At 47.1% G+C, this 20549-nt stretch carries 14 protein-coding genes and 1 pseudogene; 3 read left to right on the forward strand and 12 right to left on the reverse strand.

Annotation, left to right across the window (positions count from 1 at the left end; all coding sequences use genetic code 11):
* Positions 1-379: 379 nt before the first annotated feature.
* The 3 genes from AC6I8U_RS25680 to AC6I8U_RS25690 are packed head-to-tail and all read right to left on the reverse strand — an operon-like array spanning position 380 to position 3074.
* Complete coding sequence (locus AC6I8U_RS25680) at positions 380-1696, reverse strand: MATE family efflux transporter (RefSeq protein WP_498019865.1); 1317 nt, start codon at positions 1694-1696, stop codon at positions 380-382.
* Positions 1693-1968, reverse strand: a complete 276-nt coding sequence (locus AC6I8U_RS25685) for a hypothetical protein (protein WP_498019866.1) — start codon at positions 1966-1968, stop codon at positions 1693-1695. The genes AC6I8U_RS25680 and AC6I8U_RS25685 overlap by 4 nt, the downstream gene beginning before the upstream one ends.
* Complete coding sequence (locus tag AC6I8U_RS25690; RefSeq protein ID WP_498019867.1) at positions 1965-3074, reverse strand: radical SAM protein; 1110 nt, start codon at positions 3072-3074, stop codon at positions 1965-1967. Before AC6I8U_RS25690 ends, AC6I8U_RS25685 begins: the two co-directional genes overlap by 4 nt.
* 319 nt (positions 3075-3393) lie before the next feature.
* On the opposite strand from AC6I8U_RS25690, the pseudogene AC6I8U_RS25695 reads away from it, so the two are divergent.
* Both AC6I8U_RS25695 and AC6I8U_RS25700 read left to right on the forward strand, forming a co-directional pair.
* Positions 3394-3697: pseudogene (locus AC6I8U_RS25695) on the forward strand (transposase); the annotation flags it as partial.
* A gap of 868 nt (positions 3698-4565) precedes the next feature.
* The gene (locus AC6I8U_RS25700; RefSeq protein ID WP_498019868.1) at positions 4566-4928 is read left to right on the forward strand and encodes a hypothetical protein; all 363 of its coding nucleotides are present in this window, start codon (positions 4566-4568) and stop codon (positions 4926-4928) included.
* 33 nt (positions 4929-4961) lie between these two features.
* Here AC6I8U_RS25700 and traI read toward each other — a convergent pair whose 3' ends face one another.
* From traI to traF, 9 genes are all read right to left on the reverse strand, one after another.
* Entirely contained in the window at positions 4962-10802 is a 5841-nt protein-coding gene (gene traI, locus AC6I8U_RS25705; protein WP_498019869.1) for a conjugative transfer relaxase/helicase TraI, read from the reverse strand.
* A 111-nt stretch (positions 10803-10913) separates the two neighbouring features.
* Positions 10914-11063 carry a Hok/Gef family protein gene (locus AC6I8U_RS25710; RefSeq protein ID WP_498019870.1) on the reverse strand — a complete coding sequence of 50 codons (150 nt, stop codon included), beginning with the start codon at positions 11061-11063 and terminating at the stop codon, positions 10914-10916.
* A gap of 458 nt (positions 11064-11521) precedes the next feature.
* Positions 11522-12052: a single-stranded DNA-binding protein gene (locus tag AC6I8U_RS25715; RefSeq protein ID WP_498019871.1), complete on the reverse strand. Its 531-nt coding sequence runs from the start codon at positions 12050-12052 to the stop codon at positions 11522-11524.
* A gap of 218 nt (positions 12053-12270) precedes the next feature.
* Positions 12271-12669, reverse strand: coding sequence for a hypothetical protein (locus AC6I8U_RS25720; RefSeq protein WP_498019872.1), 399 nt, complete (start codon positions 12667-12669; stop codon positions 12271-12273).
* 27 nt (positions 12670-12696) lie between these two features.
* Positions 12697-14799 (reverse strand): type IV conjugative transfer system coupling protein TraD, encoded by a 2103-nt coding sequence (gene traD, locus AC6I8U_RS25725; RefSeq protein WP_498019873.1) that lies wholly within the window; start codon positions 14797-14799, stop codon positions 12697-12699.
* A 118-nt stretch (positions 14800-14917) separates the two neighbouring features.
* Positions 14918-15472, reverse strand: coding sequence for a hypothetical protein (locus AC6I8U_RS25730; RefSeq protein WP_498019874.1), 555 nt, complete (start codon positions 15470-15472; stop codon positions 14918-14920).
* Between the two features lie 74 nt (positions 15473-15546).
* A complete protein-coding gene (locus AC6I8U_RS25735; RefSeq protein WP_498019875.1) occupies positions 15547-18351 on the reverse strand; it encodes a conjugal transfer protein TraG N-terminal domain-containing protein in 2805 nt (934 codons plus the stop codon).
* A gap of 1 nt (position 18352) precedes the next feature.
* Complete coding sequence (locus AC6I8U_RS25740) at positions 18353-19792, reverse strand: conjugal transfer protein TraH (RefSeq protein WP_498019682.1); 1440 nt, start codon at positions 19790-19792, stop codon at positions 18353-18355.
* Positions 19789-20229, reverse strand: coding sequence for a conjugal transfer protein TraF (traF, locus tag AC6I8U_RS25745; RefSeq protein ID WP_498019683.1), 441 nt, complete (start codon positions 20227-20229; stop codon positions 19789-19791). The genes AC6I8U_RS25740 and traF overlap by 4 nt, the downstream gene beginning before the upstream one ends.
* 131 nt (positions 20230-20360) lie before the next feature.
* Here traF and AC6I8U_RS25750 point away from each other — a divergent pair, with 131 nt between their 5' ends.
* The gene (locus AC6I8U_RS25750; protein WP_498019684.1) at positions 20361-20486 is read left to right on the forward strand and encodes a hypothetical protein; all 126 of its coding nucleotides are present in this window, start codon (positions 20361-20363) and stop codon (positions 20484-20486) included.
* Positions 20487-20549 lie beyond the last annotated feature (63 nt).

The raw sequence follows: 20549 nt of genomic DNA on the forward strand, positions 1-20549 counted from the left end.
AATGGCCCTACAAACCATCTAGCGTCGCACATTTTAACGTAGTGTAGTGAGTTTTACATACCCCAACCCTTTCAAAAGAGCGCTAAATCCCCGATAATACAACTGCAAGATGAAAAAGTATGACCTGACAGTAGATCTGTTCAAATTGGCCCTGAACTCTTCTCTAACTCCCCACACACCATTGTAAATCCATAGGAGAGGTTATTGGACAAAGCTCTAGTAGGGGTCACACGACGATTCGGAAAATATTGTACGCTAAGAACTTAACCAGTTGATTTTACTTAGACGGGGCTAAGGTGCAATGGTGTAGTAAACTTTAATTTAAGTGTCCGAATTGACCGTACTATTACAGTTTATACAGACCTTTTGCTTAAGTTAATTAAGCTTGTGAGTACTTATCTCTCTTATTTGACTCTAGGTACGCTTTTGCACAGAAACTTAGCGCTAGAAGCACATATGTAGCTGTTACAAGCGCTATGACAACCTCAAACTCAAAGTTGAAAGCAGTATTTCCTAAATAAATTAGCAGCCCCGAAGCTGGACACACAATGCAGCATGCTTTAAGCACATAGTTTTCAAAACCCAGCCCATTCAATAAATATCTAGCTATTGTTGCCAAGCCAATCATGAGCTGACTTACGGCAAATATTGCCACATGACTCATGCTGTTCAATATCACAGGACTTTTGTTAGTTATAACCGACGGGGAAAGTTCTCCTGAAAACCAGACAATAAAACTATATACAAGCCAAATAATTATAAAACTGTATGCGCTGATTTTGGCGTATTTTGCTATCTCATTTCGATTGTCCATTTCTTTTCTTGTGATTATCAGCAAGGCGCTTCCATATGAATATGACAACATCACGATAACCATAAATATCGTAGTCAAAACCCCATAAGTTGCAGAATTGATAACTCCTGATTTGGATATCACTGCTAATATAAAGAAGTAGAACACTGTAAACTCAAACAAATCTTGGACGAATAGATTTGAGAATAGCTTGATAAGCCTTCTAGAAACCAATGTATCAAAAACAGGTCTTATTCTTATGTCTTTTTGCCTAAAGAATCCATATGAATAAATAACCAAACTTACACTCAATCCTGTTAACGTTCCTATCGCAACTCCTATTGCACCAAGTCTTGGAGATCCGAATTTCCCAAAAACTAGAACGTAGTTTACCGATATGTTTACCAACGAAGAAATAATTGAGCTGTAAGCAAGGATTTTTGGCTTTTCAACTGACTTGAAATATGAAGAAAATGCAAATATTAATATATTTATTGGTACTCCAAACGATAGAAGAATAAAGAAGTTATATGCTATTTTTGTCACATCTTCACTCATTGAAAAGAAGTGCTCAAAAATATATTCGCCAAACAATATGCAGAAAACGATGAATAGCAAACTGATAGTCATCCCAATAACGAGTGTGGTATTAAATACCTTTTCATATTGTTTGTACTGCTTGTCCTCTAAGTGCTTTGCCCCTTGCATTGTCAGAGCCAAAGAAAATGTTCCAATAGAGCCAATGATGTAATACATAATCGTATTTACTATAGTCACTACAGCGTAGCTCTCTATGTTGTATCTACCAATAATCGCATTATCTGCAAATGTGAATGCAACACCAACAAGATACGAAATGTAGATCGGTATCGATAATCTGTGAAACCTACCTAAACTACTCATAGCGAAATATGCTTGTGTTCTATTCCATACCCCCGAAGCTTGTTCAACGTCAACTTCAGGTCTTCCTCTAACACCTCAAGGTCAGCTTCGTACATCAAATGCATCTTTTTGACAGCATCGCCAATCACGATACTTTCATTTAATGCACACACTTGATCTAATCCCACTTCATTTAACTTTATGATTCCTTTTTTGCAAGATATTACACCAGAATTATCCTTATTCTTTCGCATTTTAAAATTGCCTTTAAAGTTCACAATATTCACTTTCATATTATGATTTCTCCTTTAGTGTTCTTACAACGCAAATCGCTACCAAAAATACTATCTGTTGTGGCTTGTGCACAAGCTCTGCATCCACCTTTGCATTTGGCTAATAGATTGCATGATTTACACTCGCCCTTAATGTCACTCAAACCGGAATTTCTTAGAGTTTTAAACATATCAGAGTTATACCATATATTCTGCAAAGAGCTTTCTAATATATTCCCAGCTTTAAACTCCGGTATTGATACCATCAATGAACAACCATAGACATTTCCATAACCATCTATCGCCATGCTAGTTTTGCCCGCTGTACAGCCAAACGAATTTTCAGAAAATGGTTCGATTGTATTCTCATCGACCCATGCAGATAGCAATTCTGGTTGATTTTTGTTAAGCAACGGAAGATAGAGTTCCCACGGATAATTTGACTCACCTGTAGATACGATTCTCAGATTAATGGGCAGATCCCCATTTAACTTATCAGTACTTAGTCTGATTAGTAGTTCAGCCCATTTGCCGAAAGGAACTATATAAGAAGTGTTTGCTGAGCCTACCGATGCTAACAACATAATTGAGGCTGCTTCTATGCCTTGTTCACTGATAAACTCAAGAGTTTCATATAAATACGAGTAGTTAACTGCGGTAAGTGTGATAATTGCTTGAATCGGCACCTCGTGCTTTTGCAACAGAGAAATGGCATTTTCCATTTTATCAAAAGCGCCAATGTACCCTCTGCAACGGTCGTGAATCGCAGCACTTGGACCATCTATGCTAATGCAAACTTGGTTGACATTGGTTCTAGATAACTTTTCCGCAACTGACTCGTTAATCATGCTGCCATTGGTGTTGATGTAGTAAAGAAAATCCAATTCGTCAGCAACTGATAGAATCTCGAATATGTCTTTTCTTAAGAAAGGTTCTCCGCCTTCAAAGCTAACTCGCAGAACATCCATCTCATCCAATTCATGAAGAGCTTTGGTAATTGAGCTTAAACTTAATTGGTGAGTTTTCTGTTTTTTGTCATTAGACGAGGCTGAACAAAAGTCGCAGGCAAAGTTGCAATTAGGGGTAATTAGAAAATCACAATAAATAGGGTTCTCGACGATATTCATCTTTGTTGCTCCTAATTTTCACGGTCTGCTAAATAGCAGACCGTTTTTTATAGTGGATTAGTGTTTGCCCCACGCACCACCGATTTCAACTACAGGCTTTTTGTATTCCTTCTTCATAACGTATTCCTTAACTTTTTCTAAAATGACAACGACATTGTTGACTTACTCACCATATCAAACATGGCGCATATCGAAAGAGTGAATGGTTAAATTATGAGCAGGCATCACATGTTCATGAAAAAAAACAACCTATGTTTGACGTAAATCAAACATGGTTAGTTCAAGTAGGGGTCTGGAATAAAGAAGTAACTTATGTGAGTCAGGCAGTCGAAACGTTGCAGCGTGGGTAGGTTTGGTTCCTTATCAGTACTCTACGGGAGGAAAGCCCCCGAATGCTTGGCATATCTAAGCCAGGAAATAAGGAGCTTCGAGAGCTATTTGTTCATGCCGCACGCGCAGTCATTTGGCGAGATGCGTCGGCAGAAAAGTATTTTGGCTCTTGGCTGATTTAGCTCAAGCGGAGAAAGCCATTTAATGTCGCTCTTGTAGCGTTAGCTAACAAACTGGCAAGGATTGCATGGTCAGTTATGGTCTCCCACAAGGCCTTTGAGATAAGAGCCTAACGAAGATTTGCAGATGATAATGAAAGATGACATAACGGTTAGACCACCAGATTGAAGACCTGATGGACATTTTAGCACTATTAATGCTGTCACATTTTTGAGGACAATCTGGCGCGGATCTCATCGTAGAGCGAAACTAACGCACGTCTAACAAAGACTCTATATACATTAGCGCAAACCAGCTCCGTTATTTGAAGTTATCAACTTGCAAAACGGGGCTTACCATACATTCTGTCCACAAATGATATACGAAGGTTCTTTTGCTTGTGTGATCACCAAGCGATTCTATCGTTCTGTTGAAGTGGGTCATAGAGAGGAATGGTTGCCTTTGAATAGACAAAAAAATGGCCCTGTAAACCATTTTGCTTCGCAGATTTTAACGTAGTGTGGTGAGTTTTGCATACCCTGACCCTTTCAAAAAGGCACTGAATCCCCGATAATACAACAGCAAGATGGAATGTATGACCTAACAGTAAATTTGTCCAAATTGGCCCTGTTACTTCCTTCAACTCCCCACACACCACGGCCGATTGATTCTCAATCGAAATGGTTGTCTGGAAAAACCTAAAAGCAGTAAAAACATAGACTTAAATGGAAAGAAAATAGTAATTCATTAGAGGGGAAAATTTTCAAAAACTCGTTTGGAACTTTAGGATATTTACAATAACATTATTTGGTTTCTCAATGAATTGCTATTTAGCCCATGCATAGTATGGCTTAGAGACCTATTTAAATTGACTTTGAATTGCTTTTCAATGGATTGTCATTTATCCCAATAATGCTCTTACTTTCAGTATGTTTTTGATATTTTTCACAATGGGTTTTAATTGATACTATATTGATGTTCATTGAAGAAAAAGGACTCAACATGTCTCGTTCATATCCATTGCAGTCCTCTTTAAGAGGGCAGTTAGAGAGAGATTTCATTACTTGGAGAGATAGGGAAAGGCTCAGTGATGCAGAAGCGACCCGTCAGCTTTTGTCCCTCGCCCTTCGTATAAAACTGAATGATGTGGAAGACGATAGGCCATCGAACCGCGAGCTGATGGAAGAGATGTACCGACGGATTCGACAAATTCAGGGTGTAGAAAATGCTACACACAGGCAGACCTTTGATGGCCCGTCTTTTCACAGAAATAAAGATGATGCGTTGGAATTGCGTAATATGGTCGTCGCTGATGTGAATGACAAGGTGGATGCGTATTTGGAAGGGGTGAATAAAGAGTCCTAAATTTAACTCTTTATTCACGGGTTGGAAGGGGAGTTAACGCTCTAATTCTTTTTCGAGTTCACGCTCCTCTCGGTCATTATGTTGATGGTCTTGTTTATCAAAGTCTAGTTCGTGCTGAGATTTCGATTGGCTACTTTCAAAGTGTTCCAGTGACTTCGATTCATTCTCTAACATTATGTCTCTCGACTGCCTGTCGAGTTCAGTTTGCTGTGGTTCCTTGTCCTTATTTAAATCATCACGATGCTCAGGATCTAGCTCAGAATAACGGTCTTTTTCATCCATCTTGCTGATGCACTCTTTAATGTTTCTCTCCAAGTTATTTGAGTCGATAATATCAACGTGGCGACCTTGAAGGTTTTCCATGATTTTCGTTATGTTGTTTTGATTTAAATCCGTATTGCCTTGGCTAAGGATAATTATCACATGTTGGCGAAGTTCATCGGCGGAAAGATTCTGAATGTCATTCTTATGATTCACATTGACAATATCAAACTGGCCGCCCGTGTTATCACGAACCTGATACGCATCACTGACAGAAGTCGTGATAATCGACGTGTGCAAATCGCTGCCCTGATGAAAGTCGGTGTGGTGCTTTGATTTCGTTCCTAATAATCGTGGGTTCACCTTTAACTCGTTATTGATATCACCCTCATAAGTGAGATAAGTTATTTCCACCGCTTTGGTTTCTCCTTTACTATCGTGAATGTTCGTGACCATAGCGGGGTGAGTTGAGCGAGTTTCAGACGAATAGACGGCGCCGTGATAGGTCACATTCGGATTATTAGTATCCTTTATACCAAGTTTGGTCAAATAATGCTCAGCGGGTGTGTCGGTAATGGCAATGCTCTCGCTTTGATATTGTTTCGCTCGCGCTTCAAATTGTGCGATATGTTTGGGTTTGGTGGCGGTGAGTTTGTCGTGATTGAGGTTTGCCTCTAATTGATAGTCTTTGGGGTTATCCAACATACTATTCGCATGCGCCATGGCGTCTTTGTAGGACATTGATTCCTTGCTCATAATAAGGTTAATGAGTGAGCCTTTTTCCCCTGTTGTATAGTCTTTGAAATAACCACGATACTCACCCGTTAAGGTCACTTTTAAGGCGGTTTTTCCGGTGCCAAAGGTTAAATAGTCGCGGTCGGATTTTGAGGCATTGGGTTTGCCTAAATAATGCTTCGCAAGGCTTTCGGTGTACTTAGGCAGTTCGGTATCAATACGCGCTTTGTATTTATTCCAGTCAAAGTCGCCACTGGCATTTTGATAGCGAATGTCTTCATGAGGTAGGGGATTATCATTAAAATAAGTATGAATGGTAGGCGGTATTTGATCCGCAGTTTCAATGGCGCTGGCTTTATTCACCTCTTTCGATAGCCAGCTTTTCATCATCGCTTTAGTATTATCGGTATATAAGCGAACGTGCGTCGTGGCTCGGCCAAAATCAATATAAGCACGGCGCAAATCCGTTAATACCCCTTTGCCTTTAATGGCCGTAATAATGTGGTCATACGTTGCCCCCTGCGCCATATCAGCTGTGCGTGTGTACGCGTAATCCCAGTGACCGTCTTTCAAATCATCTGGCTTAATTGATAGTCTTTGGCCATCTGCGTCGATGGCGGTGATGCGCTGTTTTGTCGCACTGGTGACCGTGTACTCAACGTTGGCTTTGATGCCTCTCGCTTTATCGGTAAAACGCGTCATGATGGCGTCATTGGTTGATAATGGCTTTTGTGAAACCGAGAACAGACCGGTGAACTTATGCTCTCGATGCATGGGTAAGAAGGGTTTTTCTTTGCCTGTGTCGGTGTCTTTAATGGTCACGATACCATGCTCGCTATCGACGTGGGTAATGACGCTGTACTCCCCTGGCTTAGTGCTCAGAACCAACCCCTTTTGATACGGCATCATGGTGGCAAGCTCTTCACGACTCGCACCTGTCGAACGCAGTCGGTTGGTGATGATGTTTTCGGTGCCGAGCTCTTTCATGGTTTGTCGTCCTTCGCGTATCGGCTCGGTAATGTCATCCCGCTCTTGGTTGGTGTAGGCGATGATAAGTGTGTTAGCGCGCGTCTCTGGTGTTCGGCTTAGGTAGTCTTGCGCCACGCGATGAGGCAGCATTTCCGTGGCTTGCTGCGCTGCTAGGCGTTTGTTTTTCTGGTTAGGGTCGAGCGTTGAGATGACGTGTTCGGTGATGCCGTTGGTATCAGGCGCTTGCTGTCGCAGTTTATCTAGTGCACTGTCTGGCTGCTTATCGACAATGTTGTGCACGGCGCCAAGCGTTTGTTTATTTTGCTGACGAACGATGTCGGTCATGTAGGCCGTATCGATGCGGCCTTGGTTCATGGCGAGCTCAAACGGTTTACCCGCACTCAGTGACAAAAGCTGCTCTCTATCGCCCAAAAAGGTCGCTTTGGAGCCACTTTGAAGCACAAGGTTGGTAAATTCTTTGGCTTGCTCGTTGCTTACCATCGAACTCTCATCAAGAAAGAACAGGGTATTGTGATAGTTGTCCGGGACTTGGCGACCGCTTCGGATGTCGGTCAAAAGGCTTTCAAGGGTTTGGGCTTTGACGCCTTTGGCTTCAAGCTCACCTACGGCGGCGTGGGTTGGAGCGAGGCCAATGATGCGGTTGGGTTTGGCTTTGCTCGCAGCCAGAGCGTCTGCAGAAAGGCGGATAAGCTCGATATTGGACTCAAGCATGGTTGATTTACCTGTACCGGCTAAACCCTGCACCGCAACAAAGCGGTCTTCGGTACGAGATATCAGGGTGATGGCGTCCTTTTGCCCTTGAGTGAGCCTCGGTTTGCCGTCAAGGTAGCGCGTGATTTGACGCTGAGTGGCAAACGCCGGTGCATCGTCCTTGCCTTTGTCGATGTTGGACAAGATGTGTTTTTCCATTTCGATGGCGGCGTGCGTGGTCCAGCGGGTGCCATCGCTGTATTCTGCCGATAGGGTATCGGTGTGTGCGTTGAGCGCATCGATAATGCTGTTTTTGGTAACGGCATTGCCTTCGACCTCAAAAGCATAGCGAACCGCTTCGACCACGAGCGCTTTTTGGGTAAAACCGGCCTCTCGCTCGGACAAGTGATTCAAGGCAAACTCTACGGCTTTTTCTGCCGTGGTGCGGTTTTGGATTTTAAACACCGTATCGAACGCGGCGGTAATGTCGCTTTTCAGTGTCTCCGTGGTCACCTCTGATAAGTAGCGGTCGTGGGTGGATTGATACGCTGAGACGACTCGCTCAATTGACGAGGGGCGTACCTCGTTCTTATTAAGTAGCACGTTGGCCTTCTCTTGATTATCCGTAAAGATATCGACGCGCTCACTCTTGAGGCTCAGCTCTTCGGTCAACTGCTTTGACAGGGCGTAGCTCTTGGACGAAACAATGGTGTGGGGTTTGTTGTCAATGTGTGTGGCCATTCGCACGTAGTCGTAGTGAAGCGGTGCGTCTTTTAAATCCTGGCGCGAGGTGGTGAACGGCTCACCTTTGTGTGGCGTCAAGGTAATGGTCTCCCCTTGAATGTCACTCACCACATATTGGTTGTGCGCTTTGAGGCCCGATGCAAAATGTGAGGCGGTCGAGTGAAGCCTTTCGCCAATGGCGATATCGAGTCGGTCGGGTTTAAACAGTTGGTAGTTCGCGGATTTAAACGACGCCGATTGAGGGTTTAGTGTCAGCTCATCGCCAGTTTGTTTGTCCATCGCTTGAACGGTATTGCTGTAGGGATTTGAGCCAATCACAAGGTAGTCCACCGGTTTTTTGTATTTCCATGTGCGCAGCGTCATCCCCGCTTTGTAGTGTTGAGCGATTTGCTTTTGACTTGATGACAGGTAATGGGGCACTTGCGTGTCTACTGAAACCGACACGCCCGAGCGTGCCAATTGCCCCTCGTTTTTGAGCTGGTCTCGGATAGCGGTTTCTAGCTGCTTTTGCTCCGGCTTAGAGGTTGCCAAGACTTGCACTTCGGCTTTGTTTGGGGTATCAGCGTACACCTCAGCAATATGCTGCACGTTTTGCTTGTGCAGGTACAAGTGACTGTTTGATTGGCGGTTGTTGACCCACGAAATGGTATCAACGTGCCCTTTTGAGAGGACATCAATCGCACTGTGCGCCTTAAAACCTTGTCGCTTGGAAACGTTATTAACAAACAGTACCTTGGTTTGGGATATTTTTGCTTTCAGTGAGAGTTCAATGAGCTCGTTGGCACTCATTTTCCCCGCATCATCGATGATAAGCACGTCTTTGTTGGTCATGGAAGGGGTGTTACTTAAAAAGCCCGTCATGGTGTGGCGATTGTCCTTTGTGAATAGGTTTTTTATCCAGGTGGCAAAGGTTGGGCTTTTGCGTGTCACCTTTTGGTTGTTGTCATGCGCGGCTTTGCCCGTTTGAGAAATAAAATGAATCCGTTTTCCTGATGCATTGCCGACATTAAGAAGACTCTCGGCGATTTGCTGTGAGTGACCCGCGACATTAATAAGCTGAAATTGCCCTGTGGACTCGTAAACGTGGGTCACTTTGTTTTGGTTTTCTTTGCTCAGCGATAAGGCTTGCATCACATTGCGCTCTGGCCTCACCCTCATATTGGAGGCTCGGCCTTGAGTCACCTCAATGAGCGCCTTCTCGGTATCAAGCAACTGTTTGGTGGTAAAAGTGCCTTTGGTTTCTAAAGGGATGAGCTCGCCTGATTTAATGGCGTGATCAGCGACCATTTTCAAATCTAGAGCATTGGCTTGCACGCCTCCTTTGGTAAAGTCAGAGGCCGCGAGTTCAATGACCTTTTCGAGCCGCAGGGCAGTGTTGTACTGGCCAAGGTGTGCGATGGCTAAGCCAAAGGCTTCCTTGGCAACTTGATTTGGGTCATGTTCCTGCTTGGTGGCTTTTTGCGCCTCGGTCACCAAGGTTTCGGGCTGATAACCGTTGGCCTTGACGGTCTGTTGCCATTTTGTATTGAGGGTGGCATCACTTTGGTGGGTTTTGGCTTTACGGGTATCGAGGGCGGCAGCATCTTTTGACGCCCTCGACTGATAACCCAAATCCAACACGCTTTGCTCTATCTGTTTGCTTCGGGTTGAGAACGCGTCTTTCAAGTTTTCAGGCACGCCAGAAATATCCATCTGGCCGTTGCCCACGCCGTGGGTTTGATAGCCGATAAGCTCGGCATCATGGGCGAGCTTGCTGTGATATAACGCGCCGTAGTACTTTTGAAAGTTGTAGATACGCTCGCTGGAGCCATTAATGACGCCGCCTTTTTGCTTTATGGTCGAGGCGAGGGTGCGAAGCTTGTCTTCATCGTCACGGGTCATGTTGGCCGCCAACGCATGAGAGTGAACTTGAACATCGTTCTCACGGCTGGTTTTGTGGCGAACGACCGCAAAAATCATCGAGTCGGTGTTCACAAACTCGCGCTCCCCTTTGTCATTCTTAGCGACTACCTGCGCGACGTCTTTCTCGATCTCATCAAGCACGTATTTGACAGCATTGTCGTGCAAATCAATCAGACGGCTATCACCGCCTGCAAGGGCGAGAATGGACACGCCTTTCGGGGCTGAAAAGGTCAAGTCTAACCCGCTCTTGTGGTCGCTTCGTTTGCCTTTGATGGTCTCCTCTCCGAGCTGTCCTGACAGCACCGATTCTAAGGTGGCTTGCTCTACGGGTTTGCCAAGCAATCCGGCTTCTTCGGCCAGTTTGCCGTGCCAAAAGGTGTGCTCGCCTTGGCTTTGCTCTTTGAGGTAGTAGTTTTGGGAACTGGAAGACGATCCGTCTTCACGCTCGCCGCTTGGCTCTAGCACCATGTCGGGCAAGTCTTTGGGATCTTCTTCTTTGAGATAATACTGAGACGCGCCAGCGGCGGATTTTAGTGGACTGATGGACATCATAACGGTGGTTTCCTTGTCGTGGAAATCACCAAAAGTAGGGGCGCTTAGACGTGATATCGGCAAAAGGATAAAGGCAGTCGCAAGGGTTTCCCCTTGCGACCTGACCTTATCTTACTTCGCTTCGTAGGCAAGGCTTATTCGAAGGTCATTGGTTTGGCTCTTATAATGAAGCTCACACAGTGAGTCTCGAAAGAGCGCAGTTAATAACACCGTGGTGCAACACAGCACCACGAGCACCACCAGGGCGGTTTTCTTCGGCATAACTTGCCTCCTAGTAAGTAAGAGGCTATTATCAAGTTGCTTATACATGATAGGGCCTCGTTTGAATTTATAGTTCATCCGGGGCTTTTTCACATCTGCATTTAGGCAACGCTTAAACACAGATGGTCTAAGCGCCCAGAGGCATTGTATCAGAATGAAGCAGCTTGACTACTTTTGGTGACATTGATGATCGACGCGTCGAACTCACTGAGGAAAAGATGCTTAGACAGGGTCATCCAAGGCTTAGTTTTGATGTTGTACGCCACACTCAACAGGTTGAAGTCGGGCCTGAAAAGGGTGATACCAAAACCGCCTAGAATATTTTGTACTGGACGGATGTGATTGAAACCCGCCTAAGCATCCTCCAAGACCGTACCATAAAGCAGTAAGTGAGTGATAACGCCGCGAAAAGTTTGATGAAAAATTCACATTCATTCGTTTTATGAATGTAAAGCGAGTTAGATGGCGTGCGCCAGCTTTGGATGTTGTAGACACAGAGGGGCAAACGGAATGTCGTCGTCAAAATCCATCGGTGGCTCATTGTACTGTGGCTGCTGGACGGGCGGTTTTTGCTGAGCGGGTTGCTGTGGCTGTCCCCATCCTTGCTGCTGTGGAAGTGGCTGCTTTTCGCCATTCGCTCGATTACCCAGCATTTGCATGATGCCATTAAAGCCACGCACGACCACTTCGGTGGTGTAACGGTCTTGACCACTTTGGTCCTGCCATTTTCGGGTTTCAAGTTTGCCTTCAATATAGATCTGCGAGCCTTTTCGAAGATAACTTCCCGCGACTTCGGCGACGCCACCAAAGAGCGCGACGCGGTGCCATTCGGTTTTCTCGCGCTGCTCGCCGGTCGCTTTGTCTCGCCACGTTTCTGAGGTGGCGAGGGTGAGGTTGGCGACGGGGTCGCCGTTTGGCATGTAACGTACTTCTGGATCTTGGCCCAAGTTGCCCACCAAAATCACTTTGTTGATCCCACGTGTTGCCATGGTATTACTCCTTGTGTGAGTGATTAATTAGATATCCGCATAGTGGATATTTCGCCAAAAGGTGTTTTGCTTCTTGAGATGTGACGATGAAGTAACGCCACTCTTTTTCGATAAGAATGTCGAGTGTGACAACGTCACATTATTTAAAATCAGTAAGGTCTGTTGCCCAAAAGATTGAGGCTCAGTTGGAAGGGGGTTGATTCTGCTTGAACGCGGCATCACTCGCCTCCCATGCTTTGGTGTGGGCGTTCTTTGAACGTGGGCTCTAACGATTTAAGCCATTTAGGTGTATCCCAACATTCCACACTATTGGCAACGGCGTCATTGAAGGACTTTTTGGCGGTTTCATTGTCCGCAAGCATGGTGTTTGCGCTGAGTGTCAGAGCATAGATAGGGTGGTCAGTGACGATGAATTTCGCATTATCGACCGTCAAAGGAAAATCGCACTTTTGATTTAACGACTCCAAAGTGAGCCTCAATGCCTCTTCACAATGCGGGCAAAATTGCTGCAAGCTCTGCATAAACGCATCGTATGAGTTCAAGCTTTCGGTATCCTGTGCATCGGCCCACAAAGGTGTTGAGTTAAGGGCTGCGACTAGAATAATGAGATGTTTCATTGAAAATCCTCTTGTGATTAGTGGAGATTAGTTTGAAAGGTCATGGACTTCGGGCTCTTGCTGAATCGCCGCTTCTTCCACTTCACGCTGCGCATTCTCTTGATACTGTTGCTCGCGTTTCGCTTCGTCCTCTCGCAGCGCGGTGTTTCGCATATCATTGACCGTGTCACTGGTCATCACAGGGCGAATTTCATCGGTCTCGAAGTGCATTTGCTCATCGTCTTCAAAGCGCGCACGTTGCGCATCGTAAAGCTTTTGAGCTTCTTCGCGGCTAAGGTGAATGCCTGGGGCCACCACTTCGTGATAGACCGTTTGTTCATACGCTTTTTGCATAGCCTTAGAGAGCACAATGTTGCGCTTATCAAACGCTGCAGCGACATCGCGCATCTTATCGAACTGCAAATCAAGGCGAGTGATGTAGCTTGTGCCTGGACTGCGTAGATAACATTGCAAGTCATCGAGCGCTTGGATTTCACTGGACGAGACGACAGGACGGGTGATGGTTTGGTGACCGAGGGACACACCATCACGCAGGGTATTCGCACCATAGGACACGTTCTCTTTCGAGACATCGACCTCTTGCTCGCCCAAATCTTTGGATGAAATTTGCGCCATTTGTGCCGAGGGTGCGCGGAAGTAGAAACGGGTGTTGAGCAGGTCAAACATTTCGTCAGCGGCATTGCGGCCATAGGTTTTGGTGAGCTGCGCGTAGGATTGAAGGCCAATTAAGAAGCAGCCACCAAACTTACGTACCTCGGCAATGATGGAGCCAAGCTCGGGCAGTTTATGAAGGGATGGCATTTCATCCATGATGACCCAAATACGGCGGTTTTCGTCTTCTTTGAGTCCCAAAATGGCGTTCGAGGCAATGGCCAGCCACATGGAGATAAGCGGTCTAAGCGAGGCGTGTTGCTGCGCGTTACTTGATAGGAACAACAACCCTTTTTGCTCATCGTCTTGAACCCACTTGGTGATAGAAAACCGCTCTCTGAGTTTTTCAGGACGCTCTTTGTCATTGAGTCCATCCAAAAAGCGAAGACTTTTGATGTAAGTCGCCAGTACCGATTTGATTGAAATCGCCGTCTTTTTGATGTCATTCGAAACCAATGACGCCGATTCGGTCCCTTTTAGGAAGCTACCAAGGGTTTCAAGCTCAGAGGTCAGAATGAGCGTGAGCAAGCGCTCGGTGGTGCATGGCTTACCATCGAGTGTCATGCGATAAGCCGTGGAGGAAAAAATCGTTCGTGCGGAATCGACCCAGAACGGATCACCGTCGCCGTGCTGCGGAATCAGTGCTGCGGCCATGTTCTCAAAATCGGGCGCTTCAAAGGCATCACTCCACACATCCCAGTTGGTGCAGCGCTTATCAAAGGGATTGAGAATGATGTCTTCGTTTGGATCATAGAACTTGCTTACAAAGGTGCAGCCTTTATCGTAAACAATCGCCTTATCGCCTCGCGCCTTTATCCAGCGGACGATCTTGCGTATCAGTACCGACTTACCGGCCCCTGTGGTGCCGTCAATCAATAGCTGCTGAACTTCAAAGTGTTGCTTAAGTAAGCGGTGACCATCGAGCGAGAATTTGGAAATAGAGCCATCGCCATAGCCGCGCTTTTTGTTGTCTTTGGCGCAGGCTTTGAGCGCTTTGGTGATAACGGCGGGCTCAGCCAGTTGAAAACCCCGAATGTGAAAATCTTTACTTTGCTCTTGGCCTTGGCGCTTAAAAAACCACAGACAGAGACTAAAAATGCCGAACGCTGCTAATAAGCTAATGAGAAAGTAGACCTTGGCGTCATACCAAAGCGCGTCATGCAAATCGAGCAATACTGGATTGTGGAGCTGATTGCCAAGGGTGTCTTTGTAGCGCTGGCCCTCCCAAATAGTGGTGACGTCGCTAGTCAGAGACTTGCCCAATTTCGCGTACATCCAGTTGCGCCAGTAGTAGAACTCGCCGTAAAACGAGTTCGGTTGGGACCGTATCGCCACGAGCGCAAGGGTCATCGCGACCACGCCCCACGCCAGGTACTTAGCCAACACATTGTTCACTTGAACGAACATACGGATGGAATGGAAGGTGATTTGGCCACCTCGTGTGAAGTGACTGCCTTTTTCTCGACTCGGATTGTGCATACGCTCTCCTTGTAGGCACGTAAATAGGCGCGCAACAGGCTCGGCGGCCCGATACGTGACAGGAAAATAACGGTGTAGGGTGGTGCTTAGTCAGGCCGCAAAGGGTGCGGCCTGTGGTTTAGTAAACCCAGTTCGCGATGCGGTGCTCGACTGGAATAGGTCGGAAGCAAGGGTATTTGACTTGTAGCCCGTATTGAACAAGGCCATTGAGTGGCATAAAGGCTCCAGCGCCATTGTATCGAGTAAACAGGTCGGGCTCTTTTTTAAGTCGGTACTCGATGGTCTCGTAAATCAGATTTTCGATAAACTCGGTGCGATTCTGTGCGTAATAACTCGGACCATTAATTGGACCTCCTGGGGGGCAAAACCACGGCGTGACGTTAGTTCGAATTTGGTTGAGATTACTATCCAGCAGCGCCTTTTGGGTGCCCCAAAGGTACGCTTTGAGTACATCATGCTCCGGCGTGCCCCTCTCATTGATGTGCATTATGAAATAGGAGAGGTTGTCGGGTCGCTTCATGTTTCTCTTGTCGATATCAAAAAGCTCGCTCGATGCGTACTGCGTGTTTAGCTGAACTATCAATGTCTCCAGTTGCGGGCTTTTTTGCCACGGCGCGGCGTGAGCGTGTGCCATGCTCAGTAGCAGCACAAATAGGGTCAGTAGTCGTTTCATCGGTGTGCTCCTTTTGTCACCATTTAGGCTATTGTAAGCGTATGGTTGCACACTTTGCTAGAACCGTTGAGAAATTAAGACGACTTATTAGGGTTTTGGTCATGCAATTGATACCCATCGGTTTTCGCGCTCTTTTTTGTCGGGGTAAGGTCGCCATCAATTTGGTTGTTGACCTCGGTTTGTAGCTCGGATTGACCACCATTACTACTGCTTGGTGGCGGCGCCTCGGCTTGGCCTTTAAAGTGACCGCCTTCAAGGATGATGTTGGCCCTTGCATTACGGAAAGTGGCGTCATAGAACAGGTCATCACTGCCTTTGGCTGCTTTGACCTTGGTTACCGTGGTTTCGGTATCGCCTTGATAACTCGCAGCGGTGTCAGCGGCAACCGCTTTTTGCTGCGAGGTCAAGGTCACAGGGTGGCCATCGGCGGTGATGTAATCGCTTTGTAGCTCAGCATAGCGATGGGCAGGGGGCTCGACATCGAAGTTTTTAATAAAACTGTCGCTTTGCATGTATCGTTGATAATGTCCTTTGACTTCCGCCAGTTGCTCAGGAGTGCGGGCGGTCATGAGATTGGCAACTTCACCTTGCGACATGCCGGTACCTTTTTCCAAATAGTCTTGGAAACCAGCAATCGCACTTTGATTGAAGGTCGCGCTGTCGGTTTTCAGTGTAGAGTTCATTTGCGTCAGGGTATCGAGCACGGCGTTGGATTGATTGACGCTGGTCGCCAGAGATTGATTGCGCTGATAGTTGATGGCAAAGTCGTGGGCGTATTGCTCAGCGCCCGTGCGGTTTTCTTTGGTGTCCACTTGACCGGCAGCTCGAACCATCGAGTTGGCGCCTTGGGTGAATTGCTGCGTGCTTTGAGTGAGCGCTTGTTTTTGCTCAGCGGTCATGTTTGAGTACGCTTCCCTCTCTTCATCGCTCCATTTCACGCCAGCATTGGCACCAATCAATCCAAGTACCTTACCTGTTCCCACATCGATACCAGCACTCGCCGCGTGAAGGTAAGCGCGAGACTGGTCTTTAGTCCAGCCGGTGGTCTCTGACAGGGTGTTGACGGCGCTTTGCATCTGCGATTGCCCTTGTGAAATCGTGCCATCGGTGGTGTGGGTATGGCCATCGCCATAGCTTTGGCTGTGGGTCCAATTGTCGTTCCAACGGTCACTGATATTGAGCCCTTTGCTGATGTTGTCACTCAGTGCGGTCATATGCTGCGTCTGCTTGGTTTGGGCGTGGGTGTATTGGTCTTGGACACTGTTTTGGACCATGCTTTGCACCTGCGCTGACCACAGCGGCGTCGATTGGGTGTTTTCCGCATGATAGGTGTGTCGATTGCCATCGCCGTGGTAGGTTTTCGTCAAACTGCCATTGGGGTTTTGTATCGTGGACACGCCCGACATCATCACCAGGTTTTCATCGAACTTATTGGCGTTGGTGTTGTTGAAACTGTGGTTTTGCATCTGCAAGTTACCAAAATCGATGTTACCGGTGGACGCCGATTGTGACACACGGGTGTTGGTGGCGTTTATCATGCTGGCCAGTTGATAGTTAAGTCCTTGCACTACAGCGGCGCCGCCGCTCAGCACTTTCCCGGCCAAGATGGGTATCGACATCATCAAAAAGCCTGTCATGTAGCCAAATCGCTGATGAAGCTCATCGAGCGCATTGGCGTTAGAGAGCGACAGGCCATTAAACGGGTCAGCTCTAGGTATGGACATTTGCTCTAAGCTGATGGTCATGATGCCGTTTAAGATGGCGAACAACATCGGCCACGTAGCGAGATAGAAAAAGGTGCGAAGATAGTTAACCAGCACTAACTTAGTCAGAGACGGTATCATCGCTGCTGCCGCGACTAAGAACGAGACACTACAAAACACAAATAGCATCAAGGTTTGCATCATGGGTAAGAACTCGCGAGCTTGCATGCCGAGCGTTGCCCACGCTGAGGTTTGCTGCATTTTGTTCGCGGTGTACGCATAATTCATGGCGTTCGCAGAGGGGTCAAGGGTGTTGATGCCGTATCGCAAAGCGTTCATGGCCATGTTTTGTTTAAGAATATTGACGGCGTTGTCGCTGATACCAATATACTTGTCGTAGCTTCGATTCAGCGCATTGTTTAAGTGCGCCTGATAAACTGCGGCATTGGGGCCATAGAGGTACGTCGCCATATCGCCCAACACATCGGTCGCTTCGCCCTCTATGCGCTGCTTGAGTGACGGGTATTCTTCTCGGCATGTCTTAAAGGTGCCATCCATTTTTATGATACCGCGAAGTGGGCTCATGGATTGACTATCCAGAAACGCAAAAATGTCCGGTGCACCAAATAACTGAGACCAGGTGTATTTGCGGTTAATCACGACATCATCAATTAGGCAGCTTTTGAAAAAGTCGTTGAAGTCCTTCCTGAGTTCGAGATTTTTAATGGTGGATTGCCTTGAAAGCCGATACAAGCTTGAACCAAACATCATGCCGGTGCGCCCATAGCGCTCATCGTCTACGGTGGTGAACAGCGCTTCCAAATCGTCGGTGATGCCCACCATAAAGGTCGTTGCGGCCCATGAAGGCAGGGCAACCAAAAGCGGCACATTATCCACCGAGTAGATCGAGTGGGGCTCGGTCATATCAATGATTTGCATGCGTACCTTGGTCTCAATCAGGCAAGCGGGCATTAAGGTGAAAATCGCCGCCCAAATGGCTAAATGCTTCGGGTTTCGCGTCGCGGCAAAGTAGAACGTGGTTAACACGGTCCCAATCGCGGCCGATATTAACATCAAGGACGCGAAATTCTCGGTGTTAAAAAAAGTGGCGATGGCGTTGAGGATGGTCGTTATCACCGCGCCTTGGGTGTAGGTGTAGTACTCTAATGTCATCATGTTATTCGTCTCCAAAGGTGATGTTGTCAACCAAATCGCCATTGAGCGTGGAGTAATAGCGGTCATCGGCCATTTTGTGCGTTTCGATAAGCTGCGCTTCTTCCACTAACCGTCGGATTTCTCGGTCGGCCAATCCAGACGTAAACTGTTTGGCGTGATAGATGTTATTGGTGATGATAACGACGTCTTTGGGATCAATGGTGGACGCGCTCATCGACACCTGCACCACGTTCAACATGTCATTGAGGTAGCGATTAAGTAGCTCGACCGCAATCACTCGCGAATGGGCTCCAACGTCGGGGTATTTATAGGCGCGGATAGCGCTTCTAAAAATCACCAACACCGGCGTGGAGGTGTACTCCAAGAACGACTTTTGTTCGTCGGTCAGTGGCTCATCATTGACGAGCTTGGTGTAGATATCGACAAGCAGGTTATGAATGCGAGTTTGTAGCCCTTTTTCTTTGGCGAGTGTGTATTCATCTTTGGTTGGCGCAAGGCAGTCGTCGTACTCATCACAGCGATAGACGTTCATTTTTCCGCCATCGAGCAGTGCATGCATGATGTTGTTGTTGTCCTCAAGCAAGCTGGCGTAATGGCTCGGATTGCCCGCCGCATCGTAGATAAACGTGCCGGACAGAGACATCAAAAACTCGGCCAGTGCATCGTCGCCACTTAAAAAGCCATTGCCTGCAATGGTGGACCACACGAGGTTTTGACTGGTCTTGGTCATCGGTTTCAATGAGGCGTCGTTGTTGGCGTTGTTGAGCTGCGCGGCGGTTTGGCCACCCACACCACACTCGTGCTGCGCCGCGACCCAATCACTGAACACATTGTTATGAGTACCAATCGACGCACAAACGTGCACCTTGGCTTCGTTGCTGGCAAACCCCATCAGCCCGCCTACCGTGGCTTGCGCGGCTTGGCAGGAGCTCATGGATTGATTGAGCCATTTGTCAGCAATGGACTGCAAATTGTCTCGAATTTGTTTGATTTGTGGTGCCCAGGTTTGCAGCGCTAAGTCCACCGCAAAAGGGACGGCATTTTGAACCACCGCTTTACCAAACTGAACCAGTTCATCGGCGTTGATGTGGGAAAAACCACCCATAAAGGCGTCGATACCGCCACAGCCCATTTTGACCGTAGGGAATGTGACGGTGGCGAGCTGCGCGTTTTTGATAGGCGCGCGCACATACAGTGAACCGCCGTTGTAGTAGTTGGCCGATTGCCCTTTGTAGGCGTTGGGCTGCGACACATTGGTGTGATAGCCCAAATCGTTAAAAAACTCATCGAGTGAGCCTGACACGTTCGCCGCCGGTGACGATGCAATGTAACCCATTGTTAATGCGAGTGTTATCGCCTTTATCCCCCATGTGTTCTGCCAAGTGCGCACCGAAAATGGGGATAAGTGGGCGCAGGTGTTGCGGCAATAAGTCTTTTTCATCGCATCGCCTCAATCACTTCAGGGTCGTTTAAAGCGCCTTGCACGCTTTGTGATAGGTCCCATTCATTTACATTGCCGACCGAGATACGTACATACTTGCGCGTATTGACGTTGATTAAAAAGGTGGCAGGAACGGTAATGTTTCTTGGGTTTTCAAAAAAGCTCGACGCAATATCAGGCGTGGATGGGATAGGGGCCGGGTATTCAGGTAGCGAGCGGCCATCGAGCGTAAACGCGTACGTCTCCAACCCCATCCTTTGCGTGAACCGCTTAAGTGTTGGTGCAAACGTCTGGCATTCATGGCACAAACCGGTAAAGAACAAGACCATGGCGTACTGCGGCTCAGTCGTTGACGCATGGACGTTAGACAGACCGAGAAAAAAGGTGAGCACCGCAACGAGGATACGGTCACGGAGTCGGCGGAGAAAGTGAGTCATAATGGTTACCTCGGCAGCATAGTAGTAGTGAAAATGTCAGTGATGAACTGCGCCACGGCCTTGGCCCGCCACGCAGATACGAGCGTGTTCTGTGTTGTCATGGTTATGTCCTGTAATTGAAAGGGTGGCGCATGGAGCAAGCCTGGAATGCCTTTGTAGAAAAGGCGCTATTGGTGGACGACTACGTCCAGATTTTGGTGTTGGTGTTAGTGACTATGGTGTTGTTGTGGTTCGTGTGGGCCACATTTAAGAATTAGCGCACCCTTAATCCATCGATGTCGCGGTCTGCGGATGGACTTTTATCTGGGTGTTTATGAGAC

The sequence above is a fragment of the Vibrio sp. KUL80 genome, from assembly GCF_059725495.1.

Bases quoted from the DNA above. Each gene is read 5' to 3' on its own strand.
- AC6I8U_RS25735 (WP_498019875.1), bottom strand. From the start codon at position 18,351: ATGATGACATTAGAGTACTACACCTACACCCAAGGCGCGGTGATAACG.
- AC6I8U_RS25700 (WP_498019868.1), top strand. From the start codon at position 4,566: ATGTCTCGTTCATATCCATTGCAGTCCTCTTTAAGAGGGCAGTTAGAG.
- AC6I8U_RS25730 (WP_498019874.1), bottom strand. From the start codon at position 15,472: ATGAAACGACTACTGACCCTATTTGTGCTGCTACTGAGCATGGCACAC.
- AC6I8U_RS25750 (WP_498019684.1), top strand. From the start codon at position 20,361: ATGGAGCAAGCCTGGAATGCCTTTGTAGAAAAGGCGCTATTGGTGGAC.
- AC6I8U_RS25740 (WP_498019682.1), bottom strand. From the start codon at position 19,792: ATGAAAAAGACTTATTGCCGCAACACCTGCGCCCACTTATCCCCATTT.
- AC6I8U_RS25720 (WP_498019872.1), bottom strand. From the start codon at position 12,669: ATGAAACATCTCATTATTCTAGTCGCAGCCCTTAACTCAACACCTTTG.
- AC6I8U_RS25715 (WP_498019871.1), bottom strand. From the start codon at position 12,052: ATGGCAACACGTGGGATCAACAAAGTGATTTTGGTGGGCAACTTGGGC.
- AC6I8U_RS25680 (WP_498019865.1), bottom strand. From the start codon at position 1,696: ATGAGTAGTTTAGGTAGGTTTCACAGATTATCGATACCGATCTACATT.
- AC6I8U_RS25690 (WP_498019867.1), bottom strand. From the start codon at position 3,074: ATGAATATCGTCGAGAACCCTATTTATTGTGATTTTCTAATTACCCCT.
- AC6I8U_RS25710 (WP_498019870.1), bottom strand. From the start codon at position 11,063: ATGCCGAAGAAAACCGCCCTGGTGGTGCTCGTGGTGCTGTGTTGCACC.
- traF (WP_498019683.1), bottom strand. From the start codon at position 20,229: ATGACTCACTTTCTCCGCCGACTCCGTGACCGTATCCTCGTTGCGGTG.
- AC6I8U_RS25685 (WP_498019866.1), bottom strand. From the start codon at position 1,968: ATGAAAGTGAATATTGTGAACTTTAAAGGCAATTTTAAAATGCGAAAG.
- traI (WP_498019869.1), bottom strand. From the start codon at position 10,802: ATGATGTCCATCAGTCCACTAAAATCCGCCGCTGGCGCGTCTCAGTAT.
- traD (WP_498019873.1), bottom strand. From the start codon at position 14,799: ATGCACAATCCGAGTCGAGAAAAAGGCAGTCACTTCACACGAGGTGGC.